At 40.4% G+C, this 19260-nt stretch carries 15 protein-coding genes; 7 read left to right on the top strand and 8 right to left on the bottom strand.

Annotated elements, in window-relative coordinates:
• Window positions 1-324 precede the first annotated feature (324 nt).
• The gene (locus tag GW828_RS06730) at window positions 325-1284 is read right to left on the bottom strand and encodes a LysR family transcriptional regulator (protein WP_182723424.1); all 960 of its coding nucleotides are present in this window, start codon (window positions 1282-1284) and stop codon (window positions 325-327) included.
• A 489-nt stretch (window positions 1285-1773) separates the two neighbouring features.
• On the opposite strand from GW828_RS06730, the gene GW828_RS06725 reads away from it, so the two are divergent.
• The 4 genes from GW828_RS06725 (at window position 1774) to nrfD (ending at window position 4405) form a co-directional block, all read left to right on the top strand.
• Window positions 1774-2238 (top strand): hypothetical protein, encoded by a 465-nt coding sequence (locus GW828_RS06725; protein WP_182698618.1) that lies wholly within the window; start codon window positions 1774-1776, stop codon window positions 2236-2238.
• A 75-nt stretch (window positions 2239-2313) separates the two neighbouring features.
• Window positions 2314-2778, top strand: a complete 465-nt coding sequence (locus GW828_RS06720; RefSeq protein WP_273058289.1) for a cytochrome c3 family protein — start codon at window positions 2314-2316, stop codon at window positions 2776-2778.
• A 2-nt stretch (window positions 2779-2780) separates the two neighbouring features.
• The gene (locus GW828_RS06715; protein WP_182723422.1) at window positions 2781-3467 is read left to right on the top strand and encodes a 4Fe-4S dicluster domain-containing protein; all 687 of its coding nucleotides are present in this window, start codon (window positions 2781-2783) and stop codon (window positions 3465-3467) included.
• Complete coding sequence (gene nrfD / locus GW828_RS06710; RefSeq protein ID WP_182698616.1) at window positions 3464-4405, top strand: NrfD/PsrC family molybdoenzyme membrane anchor subunit; 942 nt, start codon at window positions 3464-3466, stop codon at window positions 4403-4405. Before GW828_RS06715 ends, nrfD begins: the two co-directional genes overlap by 4 nt.
• A gap of 252 nt (window positions 4406-4657) precedes the next feature.
• On the opposite strand, the gene GW828_RS06705 is transcribed toward nrfD, so the two are convergent.
• The 6 genes from GW828_RS06705 to GW828_RS06680 all read right to left on the bottom strand — a co-directional run bounded on the left by GW828_RS06705 (window position 4658) and on the right by GW828_RS06680 (window position 12973).
• Window positions 4658-5338 carry a Fe2+-dependent dioxygenase gene (locus tag GW828_RS06705; protein ID WP_273058291.1) on the bottom strand — a complete coding sequence of 227 codons (681 nt, stop codon included), beginning with the start codon at window positions 5336-5338 and terminating at the stop codon, window positions 4658-4660.
• A 14-nt stretch (window positions 5339-5352) separates the two neighbouring features.
• A complete protein-coding gene (locus tag GW828_RS06700; protein WP_182723420.1) occupies window positions 5353-7674 on the bottom strand; it encodes a TonB-dependent receptor in 2322 nt (773 codons plus the stop codon).
• A 221-nt stretch (window positions 7675-7895) separates the two neighbouring features.
• The gene (gloA2, locus tag GW828_RS06695) at window positions 7896-8282 is read right to left on the bottom strand and encodes an SMU1112c/YaeR family gloxylase I-like metalloprotein (protein WP_273058294.1); all 387 of its coding nucleotides are present in this window, start codon (window positions 8280-8282) and stop codon (window positions 7896-7898) included.
• A 186-nt stretch (window positions 8283-8468) separates the two neighbouring features.
• A complete protein-coding gene (locus GW828_RS06690; RefSeq protein ID WP_124017365.1) occupies window positions 8469-10538 on the bottom strand; it encodes a PhoX family protein in 2070 nt (689 codons plus the stop codon).
• 227 nt (window positions 10539-10765) lie between these two features.
• The gene (locus GW828_RS06685) at window positions 10766-12022 is read right to left on the bottom strand and encodes a DEAD/DEAH box helicase (RefSeq protein WP_182742787.1); all 1257 of its coding nucleotides are present in this window, start codon (window positions 12020-12022) and stop codon (window positions 10766-10768) included.
• A gap of 465 nt (window positions 12023-12487) precedes the next feature.
• The gene (locus tag GW828_RS06680; protein WP_182723418.1) at window positions 12488-12973 is read right to left on the bottom strand and encodes a GNAT family N-acetyltransferase; all 486 of its coding nucleotides are present in this window, start codon (window positions 12971-12973) and stop codon (window positions 12488-12490) included.
• A 313-nt stretch (window positions 12974-13286) separates the two neighbouring features.
• Between GW828_RS06680 and GW828_RS06675 the strand changes: the two genes are divergently transcribed.
• On the top strand, window positions 13287-13727 hold the full coding sequence (locus GW828_RS06675; RefSeq protein ID WP_273058297.1) for a DUF3429 domain-containing protein: 441 nt from the start codon (window positions 13287-13289) through the stop codon (window positions 13725-13727).
• 80 nt (window positions 13728-13807) lie between these two features.
• Here the strand turns inward: GW828_RS06675 and GW828_RS06670 are convergent, their stop codons facing one another.
• Window positions 13808-16855: a transglycosylase domain-containing protein gene (locus GW828_RS06670; protein WP_273058299.1), complete on the bottom strand. Its 3048-nt coding sequence runs from the start codon at window positions 16853-16855 to the stop codon at window positions 13808-13810.
• Window positions 16856-17122: 267 nt separating this feature from the next.
• Here GW828_RS06670 and GW828_RS06665 point away from each other — a divergent pair, with 267 nt between their 5' ends.
• Complete coding sequence (locus tag GW828_RS06665; RefSeq protein ID WP_273058300.1) at window positions 17123-17971, top strand: DUF72 domain-containing protein; 849 nt, start codon at window positions 17123-17125, stop codon at window positions 17969-17971.
• Window positions 17972-18103: 132 nt separating this feature from the next.
• Complete coding sequence (gene rluF, locus GW828_RS06660) at window positions 18104-18985, top strand: 23S rRNA pseudouridine(2604) synthase RluF (protein WP_124017359.1); 882 nt, start codon at window positions 18104-18106, stop codon at window positions 18983-18985.
• The last annotated feature ends 275 nt before the right edge of the window (window positions 18986-19260 follow it).

Genomic DNA, 19260 nt, shown 5'->3' with positions numbered 1-19260 from the left:
AATATACACAAAAAGGAATTACATTAAATGTAATTCCGATACGGATTAAATTCGAGTATATAAATCGAAAAGTGAAAAACACATGTTGGATTAAATAACTAACAAAGCAACCTAGGCTATCGTGAACAATGTGATTGAAAATATCATTTATTAAAAAACACCAATAACCGCCTACACCAAAGCCAATTTTTACTCAATAAGCATTAAGAAGTAAAACTATCAAGAAAACTCATACTAAGGTCTAGATGCAACACCCAAGTTCATATCAAAACATATATTTATAATGCTCATATAGCTAAAACAACATCTGTATAGACTTTATTGTTAAACAAGCTCACTGGTTAACTCGCGTATCTGCTGTTTTAACCAAGTAGCATCTTCATTATCTGCATTGGGATGCGTCACCAATACTAACTTTAATGGTTCTACAACGTTAAAAAGACGATTCACTTCGTATTCAGATATCTGACAAGCATGTAAACCTGACTCCTCATCTACCATGTCGTAAACGGCCTTGTAAGGTGTTAATGCCAACGACTTACAATCAGAAAGGTAATCAAATAAAGAAGATACATTTGTAATAGTCATTTCAGTTTCAAGAGGTAGATTGTTGAGTTGACAATACTCTTGAAACGGATTGATTATTGGCGCTTGGGCTCCCATAAGCGTATTGATGTATGGATACTCGGCAATACTTTCTAAAGTGATTTCTTGCTTTAAAATGCGATGATTTTTACAACTTAACAAGTACTGTGACCCCATTTCGGCAAGCACTTCAACGTGTAACTTTTGATCAAAGCAATGAATTTCCTCAGGGCTTTTACAGCCACACAAGACAATACTATTAGGGTCGTTAGAGACACTTTCTAGAGCATGTTTATCCCAATTGTTCACATTGATATGAATATCTTTATGATGCTCTTTAATTGAATGCATTAATGCACGTGGGTAAGCATGAGCAATCATTCCTGGCATCACTAATTCAAAATGTCGACTATGTGGCAATGAGGTACTATTCAGCCGATTGAAATTTTTAGCACAGTCCACAATTTCTTTTGCAATAGGATAGATCCTCCCTGCATAATCGTTCGGTACCAATCCATATTTACGTCTAATAAAAAGCTCATCACCGAATAGCAATCTTGCTGAATGTAAACAACGACTAATCTTTGATGCTGGTACATCCAGTATTCTAGACACATGAGTAGCCGATTTGTTTTCGTACAAACTTACTAATATAGAAAGTGTTAATAAGTCTAATTTATCTAAGTCAATCTTCTTCATCACAGATACTCCCTTAGAGGTATTTAACATATCATATTATCGATTTATATAATATTTCATAACTTTATTTTAAGTATTTGATGATTACTTAATCCAGATCATAAAAATCAGTTATCAAAAACAACTCATTTTACAAAAACACTTTAAAGAGGAAATAGCTTAAGTATGATTACTACCGAGGTGACGATTAAGCCTGCACAAAAATTATAAAGAAAAATGTCAAAATGAGCATTTCAACTTCGGCAATATTCAATTCAGCATTTTAAAAAACTCTATTGTAAACTTAAATATTAATATAGTTAAATAAATACTTTTCTTAATTTAACATGCTAAAAATAACAATAAGATCCAAATCATAACTACAATCAAATAAATAATAATCACCTCATTTAATTGATTACGATCAATTAAAAATGAAAATACAAGGATAGTATTAATCGTACGTCGACGACGTACAGTTAATAAAACAATAAGTGTTTGGAGGTTGGTATGTTCACTTCAGTCTTTTTAAGTTATGTATTTATATACTCAGTTTTATTTATCGTTGTTCCATTTATATTAGTTGTTTTCATTATGACTTGTATAAAGTTCTTCAAAACTAATACAGAGGACCACACAGTAAAATTTAAAAAAATGCTTTTTGATACTCAAAGTTTTGACTTTTTAAAATCACTAAAAACCATGATTGGCGAAAAATATGACGTTTGTTGTAACGTTCCAATCGATACCGTGTTTGAAATGGATTCACAAACTGCTGCCGAAAATCATACACGACTCGATTATGTCGTCATTGACCATGATTCGTCAGAAGTGAAGTTAGTTATCTCTGATTTTAGTAATCAAGATGATGCTAACTCAAAAAGTTTGTTCGAAAAATTCAACATTAAATTAGTTGAAATGGCTCGAGGCAAACCTTGTGACATGCAAATGTTAAAACTATCCCTACCTGTATGAAGACCTTATCGGGTGACGACAAGCTGTTTTCACTCGATATTTTATCTTTTTAAATTCTGATCGCGAGGATTCATTATGTCCGTGAATAAATGGCTATTGCCACTCGGCATAGGATTGCTATCACTGTTTCTTAGCCAAGGCGCTCTCAGCGATGAACTTACTGGCAAAATTAACAATGATTCATGCATGAAATGCCATAAACGAAATGGAGCAATGCAGGGATATCATAGCCATGACTCATTAAAAATGAGTTGTAGCTCTTGCCATGGTGAAAAAGGCAATCATCCTAGAAAGCCTAATGATTTGATGGTGTTTTCTTCGGACAATGACATCCCTGTTACTGCTAAAAATGCTGTATGCCTTAAATGTCATACGCCAACAAAGTTAGCTGACGCAGAATGGACACATAACGTACATGCGCAAAAAACCAGCTGTACATCTTGTCATCAATTGCATCCTAAATTAGATCCGATGTTGGGGTTAAGTGACTCAGAACGCAGCAATAAATGCCAAAATTGTCACTCGGTGCGAGGTAAGTAATCATGGAAAACTCAAGAAGGCATTTTCTTAAAAGCACCTGTGCATTGGTTGCAGGCGTGTCGGTATATCCACTCAGTGGCAAAAATGCCAATGCAGAAATGGAAGCCGATATAAACAACATAAAGTACGCTTTGTTACATGATGAAACCAAATGCATTGGCTGTAATGCCTGTGTTGAAGCATGTCGAGAAGTGAATCATGTCCCCGAAGGCGTTACACGACTAAGCATTGAAAGAACTGGACCATTTGGAGAATACCCAAATCAATTTTATCACTTCTCTCGGCATTCTTGCGAACATTGCGAAGAGGCACCCTGCGTTTCTGTTTGTCCCACCGGTGCCGCCTTTATTAATAAAGAAACCGGTATTGTTGCAGTCAATGCAGATAAATGTGTCGGTTGCCAATACTGTATTGCAGCCTGCCCTTATGAAGTACGCTTTATTAATCCTGTGACTAAAGCTGCCGACAAATGTGATTTTTGCCGCGAAACGAATCTCAAACAGGGTAAACAACCTGCCTGTGTAGAAATATGTCCGACAAAAGCATTAGTGTTTGGCAATCTTAAAGATCCCGAGTCCGAACTGGTTGCACTATTGAAGGCTAATCCGACTGAGCGCTTTAAGCAACGTTTAGGTACCCGGCCTAAAATATTTCGCATTAAAGCGAAACTAGGGGAGATTATATTATGAGTGCTTTTCATTTTGATACCTTGGTTTGGCACTGGCCCATTGCAATATACCTCTTTTTAGCGGGGGTATCCGCAGGCGCCATGTTCTTCTCTGTTTTATTGAAACATTTTTGCCTAAAAGATAAAGCACATCAGTCTGGATTTATTATCGCTGCGTGTATTATTGCGGCAATTTCCGTGGTAGCAGGCTTGGGGGTGTTGGTATTAGATTTAACCAAACCTTTGGACTTTTGGAAGATCCTAGTGTTTTACAACCCTACATCGGTAATGTCGATGGGTGTGCTTATATTAATGCTTTATCAAGTGTTTATGTATGCCTGGATTGTAATTACATTCAGAAAAATCATTGATGATTTTTGTGAACAACGTTTTCCGATTGTTTGTAAGCTAACACGCATTATCGCGCATTATGAAGCAGGTATAACCGGCTTACTGGTTATCTTCTGTGTATCGTTAGGTGCCTATACCGGCTTTTTATTATCCGCTCAACCTCACTTCCCTATGTGGAATACTGGCGTGTTACCTTTGCTGTTTTTGGTTTCAGGCTTATCTTCAGGTGCTGCGGCAACGTTATTAGGTGGTGTGTTACTCAAAGGCAACCCCAATGGTGCAGAAGTTCGTTTCATTCATAAAATAGAGATCCCACTGATTTTAGGCGAGATACTACTTATGTTCACCTTCTTCCTGGGTTTAGTCTTCAGTGGTGGCCAAAGCAAGGTGGCGGCATTCAATGCTGTCGGAGTAGGTTTTTGGGGCTTTATATTTTGGTTTGGGATTATGGGATTAGGATTATCGGCCCCATTAGCGATGAACTTATTTATGACCGCCACTTCAAAACGCAAGTTTGCCTATGTTGCCGGAACCGCATGCTTAAGCTTATTGGGGGTTATATTGTTGCGTAACTTCATCCTTTACACTGGTCAAATGGTAGTAAACTAGTCGCACTTTTAACGGTGATAGCACGCATTAGCAACCGTACTGTCACCGTATATCTAATAGAGACTAACTCGCTTGGCGTTACACCTATTTCATCACTTGCCATTACCGCCTAACTATTTTCGACCAAGTGAACATCAGCAATCATTAGAACAGAGTGATTAAAACAGCGTCGTTCAAACTCAGTCATATAAGCTCAGTCATTTAAGCCTCGCAATACTCCCTAACCCTTAGATCCGATATGAGTATTTTCAATTACAGCTGAGTAAATTGTCTAATTAAATTATGATACACATTATGCAAGTTATCTAATTCAGCACGATCGGTATGTTCAGCTTTAATCAAATTTTGAATGCTTTGATCGAGCTGATACAAGGTTTGACGTAAAGTCACATCGGCAACCATACTTTGCATCCATGTAATAGCTGCAATCCGCTGCCCTCGAGTTACCGCAGTCACTTTATGCAAACTACTCGACGGATATACTACAGCGTATCCTGCCGGTAATTTAATGTGTTGCTGGCCAAATTCGGTGGCAATAACTAACTCACCACCGTCATACTCTTCGGGTTCACTCAAAAATACCGTCATTGATACATCACTGCGGATGACTTCTGCGGTATTAGGGATCCGCATAATGGCTGCATCAACATGATAGCCATACTCTTCGGTTTTGCTATAACGATTAAAGCACGGCGGAAATATCTTGTGCGGTAACGCCGCCGATACAATTTTAGGCGTTTCGCCAATACGCGCCAGTAGCTGATTAGCGAGTTGGCGCACATTAGCGTGTTGTGCATCTGCTTGATTGTTATTTTTAACCGACGCCGCCATCCCCATTGCGGTTTTACGACCGTCGCCCCACGGACATTCAGCCAATTGCTGACGATAAGCGCTGACGTCCTGTTTCGAGAGAATTTGTTCAATAACAATCATGCAAACACCTTTAATTAAAACTCATATGTCATCGATAATTTAGCATTACGGGCATCACCTAAGTACATAAATGAGCCCGAACGATAAGCTGCAGTCCAGTATTCTTCATTGAGTATGTTGCCCACGTTTATACGGAAAGTTAAATCCTCGGAGGCATTGTAACTGGCAAATAAATCAACTACTTGATAGTTAGGTACCACAATGCTGTAACGGCTATTGTCGCTATCATATCCTGCAGCAGTGTCTGGTTGTCCACCATACATTTCACTTTGATAAGTGTAACTACCACCAAATACGAATGACTCTGTTAGCTCATAACGCAGCTGTAAATAAGCGCTTTCGTCTGCAAAATTACTCAGTACTAAACCAATGTTAGCTGGATTGTAAGACTCTAAAATTTCTGAATCCATTTTAGCTGCCGAGAATTGTATGCTGAGTTTGTCAGTAATATTGCCGACCATACCAAACTCGATACCTTTAACGCGGTTTTTACCTGTATTAAGTGTCCCCAAAGTTGAGTAGCTGTCGCCAACACTTTCCATTACATCACTTTTCGTGATTTGGAAAATCGATGCCGAAAACATCATTTTGTCGTCGAACAACATCCACTTGGTACCAAGCTCCAAGTTTTCAACCAATTCAGCGTCAGCTTCAGTTGCCTGATCTGGCGTACCACAAATACCACCATAACCACAGTTAGCCCCTAAGTCAGACTCCCCGCCATTGATGTTTGTAGCAGTACTGTAATTAGCGTAAATATTAGCATCTTCAGATAAGTCATAAACTAAGCCAATATTACCGTTGTACATGGTATCTGAATAGGCATAATCCACTTCGCCACCACGACCCGTTGTGTCGTTACTGTAATCAAAGCTGTCTTGTCTAAAACCAAAGAACAAGGCTAGCTGATCGGTTAATTCGACCGTATCCATTACGTATGCCGATACGGTTTCGATGTCGTATACAGCATCTGAGCCACCATCAACATAGCTGCGATTCATTAATTGGCCAATATTATCGACAGCATTTCCGTTAGCATCAATAATACAATATGACTCTGATACGCCACCGCGACCATTGGTTAAACAATTACCCTGATTGTTGTTGGTGATGCTATATACGCCGTTGTCGACATTTTCATCTGTATATTCAAGGCCAAATACTAACTTGTGATTAAAACCAAGTGCTTGGGTATTCCAAAATAGATTGAACTGAGTACTGACATAATCAACATCTTGATTACCTTGATGAGTACTCAGCGTTAGAGTGCTAGCACCAGGTGCTGTTGGATCGGTAGCTGCACGCGTCGAGCCGCCCATACCTGTTGTAATGTAGCCGTTTTCGGTATGACCAACACGTGTCGCATTGTACAAAGTAATGCTGTCATTTAACTCATATTCGGTACGTAAGGTGAACGTGGATACTTTTGAATTTAAAAAGTCACCATCTTGAGCGTACACAGGAATATCTTTAATCGGTTCACGGGTTTCACGATCAAAATAACTGCCTAAATCTGGTACATCTTTCGCGTCTAGGTAGTAACCGTCGGCAGTAAATGACAATGCATCGGTGGCTTCGTACACACCTGATAACTGCACACCTTGACGTTCGCTCGTAATACCTTCGCGACCGGGCTTGTCTTCTTCAGCCGTTAATCCGTTAAGTCGCACTGCCACTTTTTCAGATATCGGTAAGTTATAGTCAACCGTTAAACGAGTATGATCGTCAGTGCCAACACCAAGATCGACGCGGCCAAAATCGTAAGCTACTGAGGCTTTTTTAGTCACACTGTTAATGGCACCGCCTGATGAACCACGGCCAGCAAATGTTGAACTAGGACCTTTGGTTATTTCAACACGCTCGGTAGCAAAACTTTCACGAGTGGTCATGCCAGGATCGCGAAGTCCATCAACAAACACGTCACTACGAGCTTCGTGGCCACGAATAATATAGCGATCACCGAACGCATTACCGTTTTCACCGGTACCAAGGGTCACACCGGCTTGGGCTGACAAAATGTCTTTTAAATCAGTATTACCTGACTCTTGAATTTGATCTTGAGTTAACACTGTAATCACTTGCGGCGTATCGACAAGTGCAGCCATCCGACGTTTATCGGCAGAGTTATTAAACATGTAAACCGAGTTTTGCACGCCATGAACACGAATTCGCTCTATAGATTCGTCCGTTTGCGCTGGTTTACATTTCGCCAATATATCCTTATCGCAAGTTTCATTTTTAGTATCTGCAGCGTATAGCGCTGGACTACTGAATACTAATGCTGCTGCTACCGCTTGAGCACCTAATGATAACTTACTGTAATTATTAGACTTCATGTTTAAAATCATCCTGTTATTAATAAGCATTAACTAAATTTCATTTATGTGCTGCACTTTACATAAATGAAACAAAGATCGCAAATACAAATCATTATCATTTATGTAAAGATTCGTGCGGAGTGCAATTTAATTAACAAAATATAGAAATAAACACACAGGTAGGCGTTATTAGTAACCGTTTGAATACCGCTCAGAAAGAGCGGCCTGGTCGAAATAAGTTAACTGACTTGATAAAGCTCTAACGGAAGTCCATCTGGATCGCTAAAAAAGGTATATTTTTTGCCGGTATATTCGTCAATACGTACAGGCTCAACCGAAATATTATTCTGTTGCAAATGAGTAACTACAACATCGATGTCATCAACTTTGAACGCTAAATGGCGCAAACCTTGAGCCTCTGGATAACTGGGTCTTGGCGGTGCGCCATTAAATGAAAACAACTCAATTTGACTGCCATCGGGCAAACTTAAATCGAGTTTGTAAGAATCACGTGCTTGGCGATAATGTTCCGCAATAACTTTTAAGCCTAATATTTGGCTGTAAAACGCTTTTGAGCGTGGGTAATCGGCACAAATAATCGCGACGTGATGAATTCCATTCAGCATGGTTGTCCTTATAAACCTATTCTTTAAAAAACCTTTTAAACTAAACACTTAATAAAATGAATTATCGATAGTATAAAGGTAAAAAAAATCCTGATAGCATAAGTCTATCAGGATTTTTATCTACTTGAAAAGTCGTCAGAAATCAGTCTAAATCTAATCGATTATCTTTAACGATAATCACTCAGACTAGATACCCACTTCACCACCATCGTTTTTACGGATCATCACAGTTGCCGCACGTGGACGTACTGTAATCCCTGCAGGTGTTATCTCGTCAGCTTTGTCTGAATATGGCCAGTTGCCAGGATGCTGAATATTAGCAAATACCGTTTTATAATCTGGCGTAATCGCAAAACCAGTAACCTCACAGCCGTTAGGACCAACAAAGAAACGCTTAAGCTGAGTTTGGTTGTCTGCGGTCAACACTTGTTGTTTACCATCGGCATCAAGCATGCTTGATGGAACAATTGCCAACATTTGATCGTTGGTTTCTTCGGTGACTTCCGAGGCTCCATTATCAGTTTGTACCCACAAAATACCGCGCTGGTCGAACGATAAACCATCTGGGCTAGCAAACTGGTTTAAATCCGTTAAGCCAGATAAGTTGGTCTCGGCATCACCATCAGCTGGTGAACCAAACACAAAGATATCCCAAGTAAACTCTGTTGCAGTCTCACCATCATCCCAACGGATAATATGACCAAAGTTGTTATTTAATCGTGGGTTAGCAGGGTTGGTGCTGTCGGTACGTTTACTGTTGTTCGTTAAGGTTAAATATACAGTACCAGTAAATGGATCTACGGTTGTCCACTCTGGACGATCCATTGGTGTTGCGCCCACTAAGTCAGCTGCGCCAGCTGTATTGATGATAATGGCTTCGAGTGAATCAAAGCTGTCTGCAAGAGTTTTGCCGTCAGTCGTCATGCCATCTAATGTCAATGGTAACCATTCACCGATGCCATCTTCACTGAACTTAGCTGCATATAAAGTCCCAGCATTCATGTATTTGTCGCCTACAGTTAGGCGATTAGTGCTATTTGCATCTGCAGGATCCCATGGAGCATCAGAAACAAACTTATACAAATATTCAAAACGTGAATCGTGGCCTGAATAAAATGAGATTGGTTTGCCTTCTTCAAGCTTACCAAACACACAACCTTCATGGCGGAAGCGACCTAATGCAGTGCGTTTAATCGCACGAGAATTGGGATTGTATGGATCAATTTCAACTATATAACCATAACCATTGGCTTCGTTACGATAATCGTTTGTGGCACTTGAACCTGTTGGCGTTATATCAAAACGAGAAAATTCATCTAAACGTTCCTCGTCATCACCAGCTAAATGGGTCCAACCATAACGAGTATCAGATGTTGAAATACCAATGCGGGTTTGATCTTCCGTTAAGGTGCCATTATTAACAAAGTAACCAGGCCAGTTTTCTTCACACGTTAAGTAAGTTCCCCAAGGCGTATAACCATTACCACAGTTATTTAACGTACCGCGCGTTTGGCTACCATCTGGTGAATAGCGGGTTTCAAGGTATGAGCTGTACGCTAATGGCCCTGCTATATCCATCACAGTTGCAGCTGTAAAACGGCGGTTGTGGCGGTCATTTTCAACCACTTGCCAAATACCACTAACTAATTTAATTCGTACAACAGAAACACCATGAGCATTGATTTCTTTACGTATTTCATCAATTACTGTGCGCTTGCCATCAGTGCTATACGTCGGACCATTTGGATGCAGAGCATCTTCATCTATGTATTCGTGGTTGATACACAATAAACCATCATCTGCGGCATCGTTAAGCGGAAAGAAATGCATGCCATCATGGTGCATCCCGACTGAGTTTTCTTGATCTACTGCGGTATTACTGCCATCGGCTTTCCAGGCTGCTGCTTTGGTATTTAACGGCGTTCCCCAAGGTGCTAATACATAAGCTGAATACCCTGCAGGAATTGCTACTGCATCAGTTTTAGAACCCGCAATAGACTCAAAACCTAATACTGCTGAGCTTTTAAGCGGTGGAGTTGGCGTAACTGGTGCGGTAGGCGTTGTTGGCGTTTCTGCTGCAGAATTATTATCAGAACCACAAGCACTTAACCCGAACCCACCAAACGCAGTCATCGCACTAAGGCCTAAACCACGCTTAACAAAATTACGACGCGATAAATGATTTTCCATCACTTCATTGAAAGGTGTATTTTTGCTGTTGTTAAAACGAGTTGGATCAAATGTCGCCTTGCTCATAAATAGTCCTTAGATATGCTCTGAAAATAACTGATTAAATGTAGGTATAATTATTTGTCAGTTAAGATAAGCGTCTAATGTGACAACAAGGTACAAACTGGATGACAAAAATGTGGCAATAAAAAGACAATCACCACACCGCCAAATGTGATGATTTTCAGATACTCATTTTAATATTAAATAGGCGGCTAAATAACACATCACGATTCAGCGAATAAAATAGATTTTTAACGCTTTTTACCGTGAGATGCTGCCAACGCCTTTTTACGCGCTTGTTGTTTTAATGAAGACTTAGTGGTTTTACGGGTTAGCGGAGCGATCACATCAAGATCAGGCTCAAATCCCGCCAACCATTGTTGTGGTAAACGTCGATCTAAAAAAACTTCAAGTTTGATCAATAACGGTTCGTCATCAACACTGAGTAAAGTAATGGCTTGCCCTGGCTTACCGGCCCTGCCTGTTCGGCCGATACGGTGGACATAATCTTCAACTTGAAACGGCAATTCCATATTAACTACATAATTTAATTCGTTAATATCGAGTCCTCTGGCCGCAACATCAGTGGCAACTAATGCGGTGACATCGCCGGCTTTAAAGGCGGCCAATACTTGCTCGCGCACTGCTTGTGATAAGTCTGCGTGAAATGCTTCTGCTGCAACTCCCGCTTGTTTCATTTGCTTTACCAGTGTGTCGGCGCCTTGTTTGGTGCGACAAAATATTAAACTTTGTTGCCAACCTTCTTGGGCAATTAAATGACACAAGATGGCGCACTTTCGTTTGGCATCAACATTAAATACCCGCTCAACAATACTGCTGGCTGTAACATTGCGTTGGGCCACTTCAATCACTTGTGGCGATCGTAATAAACGGCGACTAAAACTGAGCATACGGTCATCTAACGTGGCTGAAAACAACAGAGTTTGCCGGGCACTTGGTAAACGCTTAAGTACTTCGACTATTTCATCTTTAAAACCCATGTCCAACATGCGATCAGCTTCATCAAATACTAAATGAGTTAACTGCGACAACGACAATGCGCGCTTACGTAATAAGTCCAATAAACGCCCTGGTGTTGCCACTAAAATATCAGTACCTGCGGCTAACTGTTGTATTTGCGCACCAATACTCACCCCGCCATAAACCATCACACAGCCAATATCACTGCCTTTAGCATATTGCTCGATACTCGACTGAACCTGTTGGGCCAGTTCACGCGTTGGTACTAATACTAAACAGCTAATGACGGCCTTTGTATTGGGGGTTTCTGGTGTTGTTGGTACTGTGCGCTTGCTTAAAATGTGGTGCAGTAAAGGCAAAGCAAAAGCGGCCGTTTTTCCCGTGCCAGTTTGTGCCCCCGCCATCACATCTTTACCGCTTAAAATAATCGGAATAGCACGTAACTGGATCGGTGTAGGCTGCTGATAATTAAGCTCAACTAAACGATCGATCAAGATGGGATGTAGCGACAAATCTGCAAAAGACATAAAAACTCCAAACAGGTGGATGCGCAGTTTATCACGCTCATTCTGGTGAAAACAAAGGCTCTATGTTTTGATTATATGGATTGTGGTTAATGAAACTAGCCGTTTGATACGATGCTTAACACATCTTCAGTACGATGAACCTATTGTGACAGAAAATACTGAGTGAAATGAATCTGACATATACAGCTGAAGACATTAAAATAATCAGCAGCTTTATTCATTACAACGAGGTTTTCACTAAATGTTGCCATGAGCTTCCGAAACGGTGTCACAACATCTTGCTAATGAGCGGTATTTTCAAACCTGCCAAGCAAACTGAACTGGTTAACAATGTAGCATCTAAAATCAATGACACTGATGCAACAGAGACTAAAACATCTCAGGCTGAAAATACTGCCAAAAAGCACGCTAATAAGTGGCAGTTGAAGCGGTGGATCAGGTGGTAAGTATTAAACTGCTAGCATATTACACATTACCACGCCTAAATAAACGTAAATTATCTTTGCTAATTAGCTTGGGATATTGGGCGGTGACGTCGAAAAATCCATTTGAATACGCTAGTGCTAGTGACGCTTGGTTTTGCTTATCGATGTAAGCAAATACAGGAGTCGATATAAATTGCTTTAAAAACATTTCTAACGCTTTGGTAGCAATACCTTGGCCCCAATATTCACGGCCAATCCAATAGCCAACTAAACGCATTTGAGGATCAGATTTTGCTGCCGGGTCGGTATTAATCCATGATAGAACATTACCCACTAGCACATCATCTAGCCAAATACCTTGGGCTGTGGCTTTCTCATTGGCCAATATTTTTTGCTGCCAATGTGCATTAAAAGCCTTGCGTTTACGTGCTGGAAAATCAGCCATTTTATTCGCAATAGGGTCGTTCTCAAATTCAAACAATATATCTAAATCTGCTTCAGTAATAGGATGAAGAGAAATATTCATTTCGGGTTCGCCTTTTCTATGTTGTGTCACCAAGATCATTTATATTATAGATAACCTCAACTCTGCATAAGAGATGGGATAAATCGTTAAAAAACGGTTTTATTTCAAGTTTGTAATAACAAACTGGCCGCGTATTGCACTAACAAGGCATATTGACACATCAATAACTTGCCTATTATAAGTCGATACAGGGTAGATAGTGGCTCAAAGGGTAATTTGATAACCGTTTATTATCCAGCGCTGAGGTTATGTTTATTCATCGACGCACTATGACGATGAGTTGTCGTATCAACATGCATTTAAGGAACACAGGATGAACAGCATTAAAACATGGCAATGGTTAGGCTTTGCAGGCCTATTACCTTTTATTATTCTCAGTGTATTGGCATTCAATCATAGCCTATTAGCACCCGAAATGACTATGTTAGGGTTTGTTAGCTATAGTGCTGTAATTTTAAGCTTTGTTGCCGGTACACTTTGGGGCAAGGCAGTCATATTAACCTTAGATGACAATATAGCCAAATTACTGATTATTAGTAACATAATCGCTCTTGGATGCTGGATTGCACTATTAACCCCCTTTGTATTGTCCGCACTTATTCTGCTCGTCAGTGGTTATCTGTACATACTCTATGTTGAATTTAAAGCTAAACAATTATCAACGACCACCAGCTATATCACATTACGCACAATATTAACCAGTGTCGCGGTAGTATGTCATATTGTGGTGATGCTGAGCCTCTTTAGTGTTTAATGCCATTGAATTAATTAAAAAGCTCATGCTTAATCGCATGAGCTTTTTTCTAGCTGACTCAAAGACACCTAATAAACCCACTATAAGCCAGTTTGACACTGCTCAGTTTGATTTATCATTGGCGCTAAAATAGGCATCATACCTTTAAGCACTTGTAATGGCAGTGCGGAAGTAAAGCTGAAATCGTCGGCCTTCTCTCCTGGCACAAACGCCGTTAGAGTTCCGAAATGATGATCGCCCAAATAAAACACAAATGTCGCAGTACGGTTTATTGCCGTTGAAGACACTTTACGACCATTACGAATTTCAGTCGCAATACGGTTATCACCTGTCCCGGTTTTACCGCCCATAACTACAGGTTGGCCGTTGTTATCAAGCAAGCTGCCTTTAAGCCTTCTGGCAGTTCCATTTTCAACCACATTAGCCAACGCCCGTTTAAGGGCCCGAGCAACTTCTTGATGCATCACTCTGGATACTGTTTGCTTGTTATTAGCCAATGTCACTTCATAGGGCGTATTTTCTGCAAACTGTAATTGGTCAATTCTCACCGTGGGATAACGATAGCCGTCATTTTGAATAATACCCATTAGCTCCGCCAAGGCTGCAGGCCTATCACCGGAGCTCCCTAAAGCCGAGCCTAATGATGGCACCATATAATCAAATGGATAACCCATTCTCACCCAGCGCTGATGAATACTTAAAAATGCTTCGACTTCTAGCATCACTTGAATTCGAACATCACGTGCATTTTGATGACGAGTTCTAAACAACCAACGATACACTTCTTGTAATTGTGGCTGCGCGTCATCTAATACTTGGGTCAATTCGGTTTGTGGGTAGTCATTTAAATAACGTAACACCCACAGCTCCAATGGATGAACCCGAGCAATATAACCTTGATCTGCCAGATTAAACTTTTCTTCGCCGTACTTGCTGTATAACAGATTAATTTGTTTATCGGTAAACGTTTTGCTCGGTAAACGCTCAGTTAAAAAGGCTGTTAACTCACGGACCCCGTCATAGGGTTTTAAATAACGATAAACGGCTGTTAGCTTTTGTTCCTGTTGCTGAATACCATCAAAAAACATATCAAGACGCTGTTCTGGCGTTAAGTGACGATACTTACGATAAAAACGTTTTACAAACGAACTGCCTTCCCGTTTAGCAAATGCTTTGAGGTATTCTTCTCGACGAGGATCTTTATCATTACGCAGTAACTGTGACACACTGCCTTCACTGTTATAACTACTGCTGTAATTAACAATATCTTGCATTAAGCGCACAAAGGGTAAGTTTATCGACTCTTGTAACGCTTGATATAAGGTTGGTACGCGGCTGTCTTCTTTCTTATTAAAATTGTTAAATACATGCAAACCGCCGCCAGTGAAGAATCGTTCTTCTGGTGAGGCCGAATATTCGCGCTGAAGAGCGGCATCTAACATTCGGGTTAAATTACGGTCACGGGTGGTAATTAAATAATCGACCACCCAACGAGTAATTTTGTCTTTGCGCTCCACATCCACTTGGCGTAAATCAACCACTGTCATGGCTGAAAATCGCTGTTGTAACTCTGCAATAATATCTAAATATGTGGCTAGTACTCGCAGTTTCGCTGTCGAACCTAACTCTAATTTACTGCCCTCATTAATATCAAACGGCTGATCAATGCTGTCGGTTTGAATGCGGACGCGATTAGCACTATCGGTGCTTTCATATAAAGTAAAACTGTAGAGCACTTTGTCTAACTGCGGTACCGACAGTAGACGTTCTCCCAATAATCCTATGCGCTGTGCATTTGGCTCAAAAGCTAAGCTGCGTAAGTAATCACTAACTTGCTGCTGTAAGTCGCCATGAAATGTACTCTTAATCGATAAGTCGTAGCGATCAAGATCAAACAAACTTAAGTCGAGCATGCCCGCGGTGCGGATTCTTACTGCATTAACCCCTTTATTGCTAGGCAAGTTAGTGACTGCCAACTTACTATTATTAAATGTTAGTTTTTGCTCAAGAGCAGACACCATCAATTGCGTTTCAATCAAGCCATCGCCACCCAATAAACGCAAATAACTGTCTACAAGCGACTCTAAATCATCATGACCTTGGCGTAAGTAATATGATGGCCGACGTTGGGCGATCATCAGTGCCACAATTTGACGAAACACCTCGCCACGCTGAGCACCATTTTGTGGTGTATGACGGCTCAATAGTAATTGGTTGGCCTGATTAAAATCAGTTTTAAACCAAGCCCATAAACCATCCCCAATACCATGGACTTCACCAAAACCGGGAGCCGATGATAACGGTACTGTGTTGAGATAATCTTGTACTATGCGATGCCGAGCGCCAACGGTGCTCTCGCCTTGCTGATACACTCGTACAATGGCCGAACCAATTTGCAATAATTTGTCTTTAATACTTAAGGTTAAACCATGATTTGAATGCCTAAATTTTTCAATTTGGGTGGCTAAGGTACTACCACCAGCTTTAGACATATCCGCACCAAAAATATCCGCAACCTGGCTTGCTGCAGCCAACACAAATCGAGGCCAATCAACGACAGGATTATAGTTAGCTTCAGGGCTTAACATTTCTCGATTTTCAATAAACAACAAAGTGTTAACCACTTGATCTGGAATTTTATCTTGATCTCGATAAACACGTTTAGGGTACAAGAAGTCGAATACCGTCATGTCACGACAATCTTTTATACTTAACCCTGATTGGGCTTTTTCATGATACGGCGGGAAAAAACCTTTTTGGGTATAATCCATCAACATCGGCGAAAACGCGACTTGCTGAGTAATTTGGTAATTGCGCTCAATTAATCGAGCAATTTTCTTCGGTAATTGACTGTAACCATGGCGCTCATCAAACGGACCATATTGCGGATAGATGACCGCATCACTGCGATAATCTCGGGTTTTGTAGGTTAACTTACTGGCATATTGGTGCAAAAAATAAGATTGATAATACGATGTTCTTACCTCAAACTCGACCAAATACGCGGTTGCTAATAATAACACTATCAACAGCCACCCCGCTTTACTGCGACGAACCGGTAGCGGTTTGGCGGGAGACGTTTTAGGCCGATAATTGTCAAACTGACTGTCTGTATTTGGACTAGACACGAACTCTCCATCTAACGCATAAGATCACAATAACGCACCATTTTATTTGTCGTTGATATGTTAAACACATCGCGGATGTATATTGTGTTAATTTTATCAGATGGGTAAAGCCATTAGATATAGACAAAATAACTAAATATTGTTTTTTAAACGTTTATTACCACAATATCGCTGTTTTGGCACAAGAAGCATTTATCAAGTCTAAGGATTGTTTTGGATAACGACATATCGCACACACAGTATCCACCATTGCGACTAGGTTTGGCCATGTGGTCACAAAATCAGTGGCAACAAACTATCTACGGTAATAGCCAAGCTCACCGGCTAGCACGCTATGCAGAAATATTTAATAGTGTCGAAGGCAACACCACTTTTTATGCCATACCATCGTTACAAAACGTGCAAAATTGGTACGCAGCAACCCATGACAATTTTAGTTTTACCTTTAAACTGCCCAAGCAGATTACGCACGAATTACAGCTACAACATACAGGTCCTGCCTTGAAACATTTTTTCAACGTCATGGAACCTCTGATTACTCGCACTGGGATATGGAAAATCCAACTTCCCGCCAGCTTTGGGCCGCAATCGTTACCGCAATTAGCACAATTTTTAACTCAAGTTCCTCAAGGGTTAACTTATGGCGTAGAGGTACGTAACAGTGCTTTTTTTGCCAAAGGAGAAGCGGAACAAGCATTAAACCGTTTGCTTATCACCCAAAATTGTAATCGAATTATTATGGACACTCGGCCGGTTTTTGCCGCCGCACCAACTACACCTGCCGTCATTGATGCCCATAAAAAAAAGCCCCGAGTACCTGTACACGCTATTGCTACCGCCAACAATCCAGTGGTGCGCTTTATTGGTCACCCACAAGATGAAGCCAACGTACATTTTTTTCAAAACTGGCTTAAACAGTTACCACTTTGGATAGCTCAAGGTAAGCAGCCTTATTTATTTGTCCACACTCCAGATAATCATGCGGCACCGCAACTTGCGGTAGATTTATACCGCTTACTCCAACAGCAGCTAACACACAGTGCATCGCCGCTGCCAGATATTAATTTATTACCGCAACATCAGCACAGCACAACGCAAATGGGCTTTGATTTGTAACATTCACTTTTATCCAACACCAACAGCATACTAAGCCACAAATAGCGGTGAACAGAATACTGTATTTTATGATATTATTTGCGCCGATCTAGCTTAGCCATACCGCCCGTTTATATTGTTAAAGGAACCACTATGAGTGAATCTGCAACCCGTCTAAATAAGTACATTAGTGAGAGTGGTATTTGCTCACGTCGTGAAGCAGACCGCTATATTGAACAAGGTAATGTATTTATCAATGGTAAGCGTGCCAAAATTGGTGACGGTGTCGAATTCGGCGATAAAGTAAAAGTGAATGGCCATGATATCGCCCCTCGAGATGAAGCGGACTTAGTGTTTATTGCACTCAACAAACCTGTGGGTATTGTGAGCACTACTGAAAACTCCGAGCGTGATAACATTGTCGATTTTGTTAACCACAGCGAACGTGTATTTCCAATTGGTCGTTTAGACAAAGATTCGCAAGGATTAATTTTTCTTACCAGCAATGGTGATTTAGTTAATAAAATCCTCCGAGCCGGTAATAATCACGACAAAGAATATGTGGTCACCGTTAATAAACCTATCACAGAAGCCTTCTTACAAGGAATGCGAGCGGGTGTGCCCATGCTAGGGGTCATCACTAAAAAGTGCAAAGTTGAACAAGTTTCAACATTTGTATTTAAAATTATATTAGTCCAAGGCCTTAATCGTCAGATCCGCAGGATGTGTGAACACTTCAACTTTGAAGTCACTAAACTTGAACGCCAATCGATTATGAACGTGTCGCTTAAAGGGTTGCCAGTGGGAGAATGGCGCGATTTAGATGAGCAAGAGCTCAGTACCTTAATGAAATTAATTGAGCATTCCTCGTCAGAGGTCAAAAACGCCCCCAAAAAAGCCAAGAAAAAGCCCACCCAAAGCTTACGAGATAAAATTGAAGGCCCTGAGCATTTTATGCAAAATAGAGGAGCTAAGCCTAAAAAGCCGACAGCAAACAAAGGTAAAGTTAGCCACTCAAGAAAACCGAAACGCTAAACTCAAGGGCTTGCAAAACTCACATTTACTACAGCATAAATGACATATCACTTAAGATATCTTCAGTCTGTAAATTAATCATTTTACAGTATTCAAAGAGGTTGTAATGCTGTAGAATTGAGATTGTACCAAATTTAAAAAAGCCAGTTTTATATAAAAAACAATTAATATAAGCACTTAGTGTTTGATTATGTATTTATAGAGATAAACATTTGATATGCATAATGTTGATCAAAATTAATACAGAATGGTTTTTTTATTTATGTTAGATATGC

The sequence above is a fragment of the Shewanella vesiculosa genome (genome assembly GCF_009994065.1).
GTDB lineage: Bacteria > Pseudomonadota > Gammaproteobacteria > Enterobacterales > Shewanellaceae > Shewanella > Shewanella vesiculosa.
The sequence above is the reverse complement of the archived record's forward strand: the minus strand, read 5'-3'. Positions and strand labels throughout refer to the sequence as shown.